Origin of the sequence: Arthrobacter sp. UYP6, from assembly GCF_040547315.1 — a bacterium.
In the GTDB taxonomy this organism is placed as follows: Bacteria; Actinomycetota; Actinomycetes; order Actinomycetales; family Micrococcaceae; genus Arthrobacter_B.
Genome location: NZ_JBEPPM010000011.1, coordinates 1 through 12,220, shown reverse-complemented (window position 1 = coordinate 12,220; position 12,220 = coordinate 1). Strand labels below are relative to the sequence as shown.

At 65.8% G+C, this 12,220-nt stretch carries 11 protein-coding genes; 6 read left to right on the top strand and 5 right to left on the bottom strand.

Annotated elements, in window-relative coordinates; translation table 11 throughout:
- Positions 1–11: 11 nt before the first annotated feature.
- Entirely contained in the window at positions 12–557 is a 546-nt protein-coding gene (locus tag ABIB35_RS10600) for an inorganic diphosphatase (protein WP_354181190.1), read from the top strand.
- Positions 558–1,120: 563 nt separating this feature from the next.
- Positions 1,121–1,750 carry a hypothetical protein gene (locus ABIB35_RS10595; RefSeq protein WP_354181189.1) on the top strand — a complete coding sequence of 210 codons (630 nt, stop codon included), beginning with the start codon at positions 1,121–1,123 and terminating at the stop codon, positions 1,748–1,750.
- Positions 1,751–1,761: 11 nt separating this feature from the next.
- Here the strand turns inward: ABIB35_RS10595 and ABIB35_RS10590 are convergent, their stop codons facing one another.
- Together ABIB35_RS10590 and serS are read right to left on the bottom strand one after the other, a co-directional pair.
- A complete protein-coding gene (locus ABIB35_RS10590) occupies positions 1,762–2,622 on the bottom strand; it encodes an HAD family hydrolase (protein WP_354181187.1) in 861 nt (286 codons plus the stop codon).
- A 183-nt stretch (positions 2,623–2,805) separates the two neighbouring features.
- Positions 2,806–4,083 carry a serine--tRNA ligase gene (serS, locus tag ABIB35_RS10585; RefSeq protein WP_354181185.1) on the bottom strand — a complete coding sequence of 426 codons (1,278 nt, stop codon included), beginning with the start codon at positions 4,081–4,083 and terminating at the stop codon, positions 2,806–2,808.
- A gap of 86 nt (positions 4,084–4,169) precedes the next feature.
- Here serS and ABIB35_RS10580 point away from each other — a divergent pair, with 86 nt between their 5' ends.
- A complete protein-coding gene (locus ABIB35_RS10580; RefSeq protein ID WP_354181183.1) occupies positions 4,170–5,282 on the top strand; it encodes a diacylglycerol/lipid kinase family protein in 1,113 nt (370 codons plus the stop codon).
- Positions 5,283–5,284: 2 nt separating this feature from the next.
- Here ABIB35_RS10580 and ABIB35_RS10575 read toward each other — a convergent pair whose 3' ends face one another.
- From ABIB35_RS10575 to ABIB35_RS10565, 3 genes are all read right to left on the bottom strand, one after another.
- Positions 5,285–5,554, bottom strand: a complete 270-nt coding sequence (locus tag ABIB35_RS10575) for a hypothetical protein (RefSeq protein ID WP_354181180.1) — start codon at positions 5,552–5,554, stop codon at positions 5,285–5,287.
- Positions 5,555–5,694: 140 nt separating this feature from the next.
- Entirely contained in the window at positions 5,695–6,660 is a 966-nt protein-coding gene (pheA, locus tag ABIB35_RS10570) for a prephenate dehydratase (RefSeq protein ID WP_354181178.1), read from the bottom strand.
- A complete protein-coding gene (locus ABIB35_RS10565) occupies positions 6,657–6,974 on the bottom strand; it encodes a rhodanese-like domain-containing protein (protein WP_354181177.1) in 318 nt (105 codons plus the stop codon). Before ABIB35_RS10565 ends, pheA begins: the two co-directional genes overlap by 4 nt.
- Before the next feature lie 129 nt (positions 6,975–7,103).
- Between ABIB35_RS10565 and ABIB35_RS10560 the strand changes: the two genes are divergently transcribed.
- From ABIB35_RS10560 to pgm, 3 genes are all read left to right on the top strand, one after another.
- Positions 7,104–8,543, top strand: coding sequence for an amidase (locus ABIB35_RS10560; protein WP_354181175.1), 1,440 nt, complete (start codon positions 7,104–7,106; stop codon positions 8,541–8,543).
- A 129-nt stretch (positions 8,544–8,672) separates the two neighbouring features.
- Entirely contained in the window at positions 8,673–10,190 is a 1,518-nt protein-coding gene (locus ABIB35_RS10555) for a peptide MFS transporter (protein ID WP_354181174.1), read from the top strand.
- A 189-nt stretch (positions 10,191–10,379) separates the two neighbouring features.
- Positions 10,380–12,011 carry a phosphoglucomutase (alpha-D-glucose-1,6-bisphosphate-dependent) gene (gene pgm, locus ABIB35_RS10550; protein WP_354181173.1) on the top strand — a complete coding sequence of 544 codons (1,632 nt, stop codon included), beginning with the start codon at positions 10,380–10,382 and terminating at the stop codon, positions 12,009–12,011.
- Positions 12,012–12,220: the final 209 nt, after the last annotated feature.

The following is a 12,220-nucleotide window of genomic DNA, read 5'->3' as shown; positions in this document are numbered from 1 at the left end:
GAGGAGTATCCATGAAGCTCGACGTCACCATTGAGATCCCCAAGGGATCCCGGGTCAAGTACGAAATTGACCACGAAACCCACCGCCTGCGCCTGGACCGCATTCTCTTCACGTCCATGGCCTACCCCACGCACTACGGCTACTTCGAGAACACGCTCGGCGAAGACGGCGATCCCTTGGACGCCCTGGTCATGCTGCAGGACTTTGACCTGATGCCCGGCGTCCTGGTGGAGTCCCGCCCGATTGGCGTCTTCAACATGGTGGACGACGGCGGCGGAGACGCCAAGGTTCTCTGTGTCCCCGTGGATCCGCGTTTTGACCACATCCAGGACATCTCGGACGTCTCCGACTTCCTGCTCGACGAGATCAAGCACTTCTTCACGAAGTACAAGGACCTGGAGCCGGGCAAGTGGGTTGAAGCCGCTGACTGGGCCGGCGTCGCAGATGCCGAGGCCGAGGTGAAGGCCTCCCTGAAGCGCTTCGAAGCGCTCGGCGAAGACCGCGAAGAAGACGAGCCGCAGGGCCGCGACGTGGACGCCGACCCCACGAACAACTAGTCCGTTCCCGGGCCCGGCGCAGGGCTCGGATCATTCAGGCGCCCGACGGCGGCTGTTCCCTTTCCGGGGACGGCCGCCGTCGTCGTTCTTGGGCTGGTTGCCGTCGTCATTTTTGGGATGGTGGTCCTGCGTTGTCCGGGACAACGCCGCTTTCCCTCGTCGAGTGTCGGGACAACGCCGCTTTCCCTCGTCGAGTGTCGGGACAACGCCGCTTCCACCGACGCATTCCGGCATTATCCCCACACTCGACAGGCTCACCTGCCGCCCCGGCTGGGAGAGGCGGAAAGGGTGGAGCTGCTTGGGGAAGGACAACCGTCGATACGCCGGAGGCAACTCGAGTGTCGGGACAACGCCGCTTTCCCTCGCCGAGTGTCGGGACGATGCCGCTAACACCGACGCATTCCGGCATTATCCCCACACTCGACGAAGGAGGCGGGGCCCAATCCGGCATTATCGCGGCACTCGATTAGGCGGGCCCGCCCAAGATGAGCCCAGGTCAAGAGCCCGAGGCGCGCCGCAACCGGATTCGGTTGTTTTACCAGCCTGTCTGCAATGCTGGGGCCATGCATTTTGTGCTGACCATCAACCAGCGGGATTCACGTGAGTCAGGGGACCTGGTTCCGGAGCTCATCCGCTCACTGCGCCATGTGCCGGCTGCCGTTCCGTTTCAGCGCTCGGTGGGCGACGAAGCGCAGGGCGTGCTGTCCGAGGCTTCAACCGCGGTAGACGCCGCACTGGCTGCTATCCGGCAGCGACGCTGGAACGTGGGGATCGGCGTCGGCGAACTGCGCCTGCCACTGACGCAAACCATCTTGGACAATGACGGTTTTGGCCTGGTCTATGCCCGCCGGGCCGTGGACCGGGCACAAAAAACGGGCGAACGGATTCCGCTGGCTGTGGACGGCCCCGACGCGGATATAGCAGCAGAAGCCCAGGCGGTCCTGCGGCTTCTGGGGCAGATCGTGGCCAGCCGCACGGATGCCGAATGGAAGGTGCTGGATCTGATGACGCCGGGCGCCCGCGGACAGCAGAGGTACGTTGCCGAGATCCTGGGCATCACCACGCAGGCCGTCAGCAAGGCAGTGGTGCGCTCCCATTGGCAGGAGGAGTGGGCCACCAGGCCCGCCGCGGCACGCCTGCTCTCGCTCTGCTACGGCCCCGTGTCCCTGCCGCCAGCCGCGCTGGCTTACTAGACGCTGGCTGACTAAACCGTGCCGGCGCTGCTGGCGCTCAGGCTGCGCAGAATCGTGGCGGCGCCGTCTTCATAGACAGTGCCGGTGACTTCGGTGGCCGCCTCCAGCACTTCCTGCGGAGCCTGGCCCATGGCCACCCCGCGGGCGGCCCAGCCCAGCATTTCAATGTCATTGCGGCCGTCGCCCATGGCCAGGGTGTGTTTGCGCTCAATGCCCAGCCTGCTGCGGACCTTTTCCAGTGCGCTGGCCTTGGTGACGCCTTCGGCGGCGATGTCCAGCCAGGCGGTCCAGCCCACGGAATAGGTCACGCCGTGCAGACCGATGGCCCGGACGGCTTCGCCGAATTCCTCGGCCGTGGAGTCAACACTGAAGACCACCACGCGCACCGCCTCGGCACTGCGCAGCCGCTCAAAGTCCACAGCCTGGGCCTCCACGCCAAAGCTGGCGTCCTGGAAGCGTTCGGTGGAAAGGAAGTTGCCGTGCGAATCCTCCAGGGCGAACTTGGCGGTGGGCAGCTTGATGCGCAAAGCATCCAAAGCCGTTCGGGGATCAAAAACCACCCGGTCCAGCACTTCGTATCCGTCCGGCAGGGACGTATCCACGCGCAGGGTGACGCCGCCGTTGGAGGCCACACAGTAGCCCTTGGTGATGCCGATGCGCTCCAGGATCGGCAGGGCAGCTCCGTAGGAGCGTCCCGTGGCTATCACCAGGTGATGGCCGGCGGCAATCGCAGCCTCAGCGGCTTCACGGACTCCTGCGGACATGTGTCCGTCGTGGTCAACCAGGGTGCCGTCCACGTCCAGGGCTACCAGATGGGCATTACGGTCAGGATCTTGCCGGTCTTCGATGCCGGCACTAGTCAAAGTAGTCATCGCCTCATTTAAACAGATGGCTGCAAATCCGGAAAGGACGCGGCTCACATATGAGCGTTCCCGGACAGTGGAAGAAGCAGCGGGCTTGCAGGGTGGAAATGAGCATTCCCGGTCCTCACACTGAACGAGGACCGGGGCAGCGACCGGGGCAGCCGCAGGGCCGAGGCCGCGACGAGCCGCGGATTACAGCACCGGCAGAACCTCAAGGCCGCCAAGGTACGGACGCAGTGCAGCCGGCACGGTGACCGAACCGTCCGGGTTCTGGTGGTGCTCGAGGATGGCCACGATCCATCGGGTGGTGGCCAGGGTCCCGTTGAGGGTAGCGACGGCGCGGGTTCCCTTGCCGTCGCCGTCCTGGCGTTCGCGGATATTCAGGCGCCGGGCCTGGAACGTGGTGCAGTTGGACGTGGAGGTCAGCTCGCGGTACGCGTTCTGGGTGGGAACCCACGCCTCGCAGTCGAACTTCCGGGCCGCGGACATACCCAGATCGCCTGCAGCGGTGTCGATGACCCGGTAGGGCAGCTCCACCTTTGCCAGCATTTCCTCTTCCCAGGCCAGCAGCCGCTGGTGCTCGGCCGCGGCGTCTTCGGGCTTGGTGTAGATGAACATTTCCACCTTGTTGAATTGGTGGACGCGGATGATGCCGCGGGTGTCCTTGCCGTGCGAGCCGGCTTCCCGGCGGTAGCAGGAGGACCAGCCGGCAAAACGGATGGGTCCGCCGTTCAGATCCAGGATCTCATCGGCGTGGTAACCGGCCAGCGGCACCTCGGAGGTGCCCACCAGATACAGGTCGTCCTCGGCCAGGCGGTAGATCTCGGCGTCGTGCGCCACGTCAAAACCGGTGCCGGCCATCGTCTCGGGCCGCACCAGGGTGGGGGTGATCATCGGAACGAAGCCGGCCTGCACGGCCTGGTCCATGGCCATGTTCAGCAGTGCCAGCTCCAGGCGGGCACCGACGCCGCGCAGGAAGTAGAACCGCGAGCCGGAAACCTTGGCGCCGCGTTCCATGTCGATGGCACCCAGAAGTTCACCGATCTCCAGGTGATCGCGGGGCGTGAAGCCTTCGGCTTCAAAGTCGCGGGGCGTGCCGACCGTCTTGATGACCTCAAAGTCATCCTCGCCGCCGGCGGGAACACCGTCCTGCACCAGGTTAGGGATCCGGCGCAGCAGCGCATCGGACTCGGCCTGGGCAGCGTCCGCTTCTACACCGGCGGCCTTGACGGCTCCGGCCAGTTCCTTGACCTCGGCTAAGAGAGCCTGTTTTTCCTCCCCCTTGGCCTTGGCGACGCGCTTGCCGAAGGCATTCTGCTCGGCACGCAGGCTCTCAAAGCGGGTGCGCGAGTCACGGCGTGCGGCATCGGCAGCAATGATCGCATCCACCAGGGACTCGTCCGCTTGGCGGGCGCGCTGGGAGGCTCGGAATTTTTCAGGGTTTTCGCGGAGCTCATTTACATCGATCACGATTCAAGAGTACCCAAAACCCGGGCGGCCACGGGCACCGGCACAGGCAGGAACCGGGGCCGGCCCGGGTTAGGCTGGGAACCACTATGTCCGCGCCGCTGATCGTCCTTCTTGTACTGCTGGCTGCTGCCCTGGCGGCCCTTGCAACGTGGCTGGTCATTCAACGACGACGGCGGCTGGCCGCGAGGCGGACGATCATCAAGACCCTTGCCCCCGGTGACCAACGCGTTGCCATGGTCATCAACCCCGTCAAAGCGCATGCTCCGGCGGCGCGGGCACTGCTGGCCGAGGCCTGCGAGCTGGCCGGCTGGGACCCTCCGCTGATCCTGGAAACAACACGGCAATCCCCCGGTTACGAACAGGCGCGCCGGGCTGTGCAGCTGGGGGCCGACGTCGTCCTCGCCGGCGGCGGGGACGGAACGGTGCGGGAGGTGGCCCGCGCCCTGGCCAACACCCCGGCCGCACTGGGACTGCTGCCGCTGGGAACGGGAAACCTGCTGGCGAGGAACCTTGGCCTGCCGGTGGCGGATCTGCCGGCCTCGATCCGCGCCGCGCTGCACGGCGACCAGCGGCGCATCGATATGGGGAAAATCAGCCTTCAAGACGCTGACACCGGCGAACTGCGCAGCAGCACCTTCCTCGTCATGGGGGGAATAGGCTTTGACGCCGAGGTGATTGCCGCCACCCGCGACGACCTGAAAAAGCGGGTTGGCTGGCTGGCCTACAGCGAGGCCGGAGTGCGGCTGCTGCCGGGGCGCCGGACCCGGATGAGCATTTCCCTGGACGGTGAAGCGCCGAAGATCCGCAAGGTGCGCAGCGTCCTGATCGCCAACTTGGGCCGGCTGCCCGCCGGCATCGATTTCATTCCCGAGGCCAGGATGGACGATGGTCTGCTGGACGTGGTGATCATGTCTCCGCGCAGCCTGGCCGGGTGGCTGTGGGTTGCCGGCAAGGTGGTCACCAAGAACCCGCGGAAGATCCCGGTGATCGACTACCGCCGTGCGCGGACGGTGGAGATCCGCGTCGCCCAGCCCACGCAGACCCAGCTGGACGGGGACCTGGCGGGAGCGGCCACCACCGTCCGCGTGGAGGTGAATCCCGCAGCCCTGCTGGTCCGGGCGCCGTCACCGGACAGCCAGCAGCCCCAGCCGCAGACACCGCAGCATGCGGCGGGGTCCGCGGCCGGGGCTGGAGGGTGAAACTAGTCCTGCGTGCCCTCGGAGTCCGTGTATCCGCCTTCGTCCTTGGCGGGCCGTCCGCCGTCGGCGTCGTCACGGTCTGTGTATTCGCCTTCCTCGTCCCGGTTCAGGGACGCCGGTGAGGCCTGCTCTCGGATCAGCGCCTCTTCTTCGGCAAACCGGATGTCGTTGCCCTGGTCGCCGGCATCTCCGCGCAGGTTGTCATCGCCGGTGGACTGGCCGCTGGGCTTGGGGTCGGTCAGCTGTTCTTCCTCATTGGGGTACTCAGACATTCGCTTACCTTCCTGAACGTTGAAACAGGACCCGTAGTCGGCCCTGCACCTTCTGTACGGAAAACGCCGCACGCATACCATCAGCATACTTATGAACACCGGAACGAGAAAAGCGGGTCTCGAAAGCGGAGCCGGTGAGGTTAGCCCCCGAGGAGTCCCTCAAGCCAGAGGTCCGCAGAGCGGAACGCTTCGTCGGTGTTGTGCCGCGGAACCTCCGGCTCACGGTGGTCCGCCCGCGGATAGGAACCCAGGAACCGCAGGTTCGGGCTGATCCGGTGCAACCCCTTCAGTGCGTCCGCCATCCGCGCATCTGAGATATGCCCGTCGGCGTCAATGCTGAAAAAGTAATCCCCCAGGAACATTCCGGTGGGTCGGGATTCGATCCGACTCAGGTTCACTCCCCGGGCCGAGAACTGATCCAGGATTTCCATCAGAGCGCCCGGGTGGTCTTCCGGCAGCGGCACCACCAGGGTGGTCTTGTCCGCCCCCGTGGGCGCCGGCAGGGAAGTCGGCAGGCTCAGCAGCACAAAGCGGGTGACGGCGTCGGCGATGTCTCCGATGTCGGCTGCCACCACTGACAGGCCCAGACGCTGGGCCACCAGCGGCGAGCAGATGGCGGCGTCATAGGCCGGGTCAGCCTCCTGCAGCCCCACAGCCGCGGCAGCCGTGGAGGACGCCGGAAGATATTCCGCCTGCGGAATATTTTTATCAGCCCAGTTTCGGCACTGCGCCCAGGCATGCGAATGAGTGGAAACAGTGCGAATCTCGGCCGAGGCCAGCCCCGGGCGGGCGGCCAGGACAAATGTGATGGGAACCATGATTTCACGCAGGATCCGCAGCGGTTCCCCGGCGGAGATTGCGTCCAGCGTGGCACTGACGCCGCCTTCCACCGAGTTCTCAATGGGGACGACGGCGGCATCCGCCCGTCCCGTCCGCACCAGCTCCAAAGCGGCACTGACACTGGTTGCCGGAAGTCGATCAGAGGCTTCCGCGCCGGGTACCTGCAGCAGGGCGGCTTCGGTGAACGTGCCTTCGGGGCCCAGATAGGTGTAGGTCATGGCCCCGGCAGTCCTGCCGGCGGTGGCCGCACGCTGCGAGGCACTCATACGACGGTGGGATCCTGTCCGTTGTCCGCAACCATCGGCTTTCCGGCCTCCAGCCAGGCACCCATGCCGCCGTTGACGTTCACTGCCGAATAGCCGTGGGACTCCAGCCAGGCAGTGGCCCGTGCGCTGCGTCCGCCCGTGCGGCAGATGACGGCCAGGTCCTGGTCCGGATCAAGAGCATCGAGGCGCTCGGGAAGTGCATCCAGCGGAATGTGGAGGGCGCCGTCAATATGGCCCGCTTCCCATTCATAGTCTTCACGCACATCCAGAATTTTGGCGTCCTCACTGATGGCGTCAACCGATACGTTTTCCATTTTTCCGGTTCCTGTCCTTGCGTTGTTGGGGGCTCCGGCGGTCTGTCGGACGCTGTCCCCGGGTTCAACTTCCTCCCAGCCTATAGTGGGAGCCCTGCCCGGAAAATAATTCCCCCTCCCGGAGGTCACATGTCCGCTCACCCGCCATCCGTTCCGGCACCAGCACCATCGCCCGCCCTTCACGAGGCCACGGCCCTGCAGCTGCGGAACCTGCTTGCCGCCGGTGAGCTCAGCGCCCGGGAGGTCACCGCACATTTCCTGGCCCGTATCGAGGAGCTGAATCCGGCACTGGGTGCGTTCCTGCTGGTCACCTCCGAAACAGCACTGGCGGAAGCCGCAGCAGCGGATCAGCGGTTTACCCGCGGCGAGCCGCTGGAACTGCTCCACGGGATGCCGCTGGCCCACAAGGACCTGACCGATGTTGCCGGCGTCCCCACCACTTTGGGAACCGCGGCGCTGCCGCCCTACACTCCGGCCACGGACAGCCCGCTGCCCGCCGTGCTGCGGCGGGCCGGTGCGATTAGCCTGGGCAAGACCCAGGTGCCGGAATTCGGGCTGAGCAGCTACAGCGAAAACCTGATCGGCCCTCCCGCCCGCAACCCGCTGGATACCAGCCTGAGCCCCGGCGGCTCCAGCGGCGGCAGTGCCGCGGCCGTGGCCGCAGGCATGCTGCCCTTCGCGCCGGGAACCGACGGCGGCGGATCAGTGCGCATTCCGGCCGCTGCCACCGGCCTCGTTGGCCTCAAGCCCAACCGCGGACGCATTCCCTCCGGGTCCGGGCAGACCGACCTGGGGCAGTTTGTGGTGGCGGGTCCGCTGGCCCGCACAGCCGCGGACGCAGCCCTGCTGCTGGACGCCATGGTGGCCGAACCCAACTACCATGCAACCTCTGCAGCTCCGGTCCGGGAGAGCTTTCTGGCCGCCGCCCAACGCGCCGAGGGCCGCTTCAGAATTGGTGTAAGCACCCTCTCACCGTTCTCCTCCCGTCTGGAGATCACCCTGGATCGCGAGGCTGTGGATGCACTGGATGCCGGCATCCATGCCCTAACTTCGGCCGGCCACGATGTTGTGGACACGCAGCTGAGCTACGACGAGCGCTACCCGGAGGCCTTCCAAACCGTATGGACCGCGGGCTTGTCCACACTTGAGCTGCCGCCCGGCGGCGAAGAGCGGCTCGTGCCGATTACCGCCGCAGTCCGCCGCGGCGCCCGCCGGCGCTCCGCAGCGGAGCTGGTTTCCGCGATGGACATCCTGCGCCGTTTCGAGGAGGACACCATCCGCGCCTACGGCGCCTATGACATGATCCTGACCCCCGTGCTGGGTATGACACCGCGCCCCGTGGGCTGGTACTGGGACAGCAATCCGGAGGGGGATGCAAGCGGCCTGGAGGATTACGACCGCCAGTGCCGCTACTCCCCCTTCACCTCCATGGTCAACGTGTGCGGACTGCCGGCCATCACCTTTCCAACCCTGATGACCGAGGCCGGGCTGGCCATGGGAATCCAGCTGATCGGGCGCCCCGGTGCGGAAGCCCAGCTGCTCGCCGTGGCCGCCCAGCTCGGAAAGTGACCGGTAAGTCTACTGCACCGGTTCCGGATGTTCCCCGCTTTACCCCGTAACAGTGCACGTTTCGACCGAAACGCGCGTGACGTTTAACACGTCACGGGGGCCGCCTTCCGCGAAAATCCACTGAATTCCATGCTTAGGCCCTTGGGCACACACATATTCCGGTGCGAACATGCAATTGTGAGTTCTAATCCCAGCACCTCAGCCGCTCTGCCGGCCCGCAAGTCCTTCTTTGGCCATCCGCGCATGCTCGCGAACCTCTTCAGCGTTGAACTGTGGGAACGGTTCTCGTTCTATGGCATGCAAGGCATCCTGCTGTACTACATGTACTACAGCGTTAGCGACGGCGGCCTCGGCATCGACCTCGCCGTTGCCACCGGCCTGGTGGGCGCTTACGGCGGTGGCGTCTACCTTTCCACCATCCTTGGTGCCTGGGTTGCGGACCGTTTGCTGGGCTCCGAACGGGTGCTTTTCTACGCGGCCATCATCATTGTGTTGGGCCACATCTCGCTTGCGGTGCTTCCCGGCGCTGTGGGCCTGGCCGTCGGCCTGATCCTGATCGCCCTTGGTTCCGGCGGACTCAAGGCAAATGCAACGTCGCTGGTGGGCACCCTGTACTCGGAGAAGGATGAACGGCGCGACGCCGGTTTCTCGATCTTCTACATGGGCATCAACCTCGGCGCCCTGGTGGGCCCCATCCTCACCGGCCTGGCCTGGAACGAATTCGGTTTCCACGTGGGCTTCGGCCTTGCCGCGGTGGGTATGGCCATCGGCCTCACCCAGTACGGCCTGACCCGCAAGTACCTGCCCGAGGCCGCCCATGAAGTCAGCAACCCGCTTCCCCGCAGCCAGTTCATGAAGGTCAGCCTGCTGACCCTCGCCGCCCTTGTAGTGATTGTCCTGGCAGTGGTCTTTGGCCTGCTGACCGCAGACAACCTGGCTCCGGTCATGGCCACCCTGGCCATCCTGGCCTCCGTCGGGTACTTCGTGGTGATCCTGTCCAGCAAGAAGGTCAACAAGGTTGAGCGCCGCCGGGTCTACTCCTTCATGCCGCTGTTCGTGGCCAGCGCCGCCTTCTGGGCCCTGTTCCAGCAGCAGTTCACCGTGGTGGCCATCTACGCCGACACGTCCCTGGACCGCAATCTGTTCGGCTGGGAAATGCCGCCGAGCTTTGTGCAGTCCATCAACCCCGTGTTCATCATCGTTTTCGCCGCAGTGTTCGCCACCGTGTGGACCAAGATGGGCGACAAGCAGCCGTCCTCGCCGCTGAAGTTCGCCATGGGCCTGACCGTGATGGGCCTGGCATTCCTGGCCTTCATTCCGTTCTCCGGCGGCGGTCCGGGCAGCACCCCGCTGCTGGCTCTGGCCGGAATCCTGCTGTTGTTCACGTTCGCCGAGCTGTTCCTGTCCCCGATCGGCCTATCCGTGGCAACGAAGCTGGCCCCGACAGTGTTCCGGACCCAGATGGTGGCCCTGTTCTTCCTGTCCGTTTCCTTGGGCACCACCATGGCCGGCTGGCTGGCACAGTTCTACAATCCCGAGAGCGAAGTCACCTACTTCGCGTTCAGCGGCATCACCGCCATCGTCCTGGGTGTCGCCCTGGCCGCGGCCACGCCCGCCATCAAGAAGCTGATGGGCGACGTGCGCTAAGTACCTCCCACCACGGGCCCTCCGCGGGGCCCACGACGACGACGGCGGTTTCCCGCCGTCGTCGTTCGGCGTTTAAGCCCTGCCGGCCGGCACAAAAACCGGACCGGAGGTACCCGCTTTGTCCGCACCGCGGATACCTCGCGGCGCACGTTCTGCCGTCGACGGCTTTTATTTGGCATGCTTAGGGGTATGTCTAATCGTGCCGGCACAGTTGCCCAACCCACCGACCTCGTTGATCTGACCGCGCTCCTGGATGCCTACTTTGACATCTCACCGGACATGAACAACCCCTCACAACGAGTGGTCTTCGGGACGTCCGGGCACCGCGGCTCCTCGCTGAACGGCGCCTTCAACGAGCCCCACATCGCTGCGATCACCCAGGCGATCGTCGAGTACCGCAACGGGCAGGGCATCACGGGCCCGCTGTTCATGGGCAAGGACACCCATGCACTGTCCGAGCCTGCGCAGAACACCGCTCTGGAGGTGCTCGCCGGCAACAAGGTGAACGTGCTCATCGACGCGCGGAACGGGTTCACCCCCACACCGGCCCTGAGCCACGCCATCCTGAAACACAATGCCGGCCGCACCGAGGAGGCCGACGGAATCATCATCACCCCCTCGCACAACCCGCCGGCGGACGGTGGCTTCAAATACAACCCGCCCACCGGCGGACCGGCAGGTTCCGAGGCCACCAACTGGATCGCCAACCGCGCCAATGAGCTGCTCGAAGACGGACTGCGGGGAGTGAAGCGCATTCCGCTGGGTGAAGCCCGGCTGGCCGATTCCGTGGGGACCTACGATTTCCTGCAGAACTACGTTCAGGACCTGCCCTCGGTCCTGAACCTGGACGCCATCCGTGAGTCCGGTCTGCACATCGGCGCCGATCCGCTGGGTGGAGCATCCGTGGACTACTGGGGCGCCATCGCGGAACAGCACAAGCTGAACCTGACCGTGGTCAACCCGAACGTGGATCCGCAGTGGGCCTTCATGACACTGGACTGGGATGAGAAGATCCGCATGGACTGCTCCTCCCCGTTCGCCATGGCCTCGCTGATCGCGCGCGCCGGCGAGTATGACATTGCCACGGGCAATGACGCCGACGCCGACCGCCACGGAATTGTCACCCCCGACGCCGGGCTGATGAACCCGAACCACTACCTCGCTGTCGCCATTGATTACCTGTACCGGAACCGGGCTGGCTGGCCGAAGGACGCCATGGTGGGCAAGACCCTGGTGTCCTCCTCCATGATCGACCGTGTGACCGGGGACCTGGGCCGGACCCTGATGGAGGTTCCGGTGGGCTTCAAGTGGTTTGTTCCGGGGCTGCTTTCCGGTGAAGCTGCCTTTGGCGGCGAGGAATCCGCCGGTGCCTCGTTCCTGCGCCTGGACGGCAAGGCCTGGACCACTGACAAGGACGGCATCCTGCTGGCCCTGCTGGCCTCGGAAATCACCGCGGTCACGGGGAAGACTCCCTCGCAGCGGTACCGGGAACTGACGTCGCAGTTCGGCGACCCTGAATACGCCCGTGTGGATGCGCCGGCCACCCGGGAGCAGAAGGCCGCGCTGGCCAAGCTTTCGCCGTCGGACGTCACCGCCACCACCCTGGCCGGCGAGGACATCACGGCACGGCTGACCGAAGCGCCGGGCAACGGCGCTCCCATCGGCGGGCTGAAGGTCACCACGGAGAATGCCTGGTTTGCCGCACGGCCCTCCGGCACCGAGGACGTCTACAAGATCTACGCGGAGTCCTTCAAGGGCCTGGAACACCTGCACCAGGTGCAGGCCGAAGCCAAGGCCATTGTGGACGGCGTCATTTCCTAGCCTTCCTCCTTCCCTCTTCCCTCTCCACCCCCACCTCCCCCTCCCCCTCCCATCTCCCGCGAGATGGCAGAAGCGGGGGGGGGGCGCCGCGGGGGGGGGGGGGGGGGGGGGGTTGGTTGGGGGGGGGGGGGGGGGGGGGGGGGGGGTGGGGGGGGGGGGGGGCGGGGGGGGGGGGGGGGCGGGGCCGCGGCTGGGCACCCGCGTGCGGG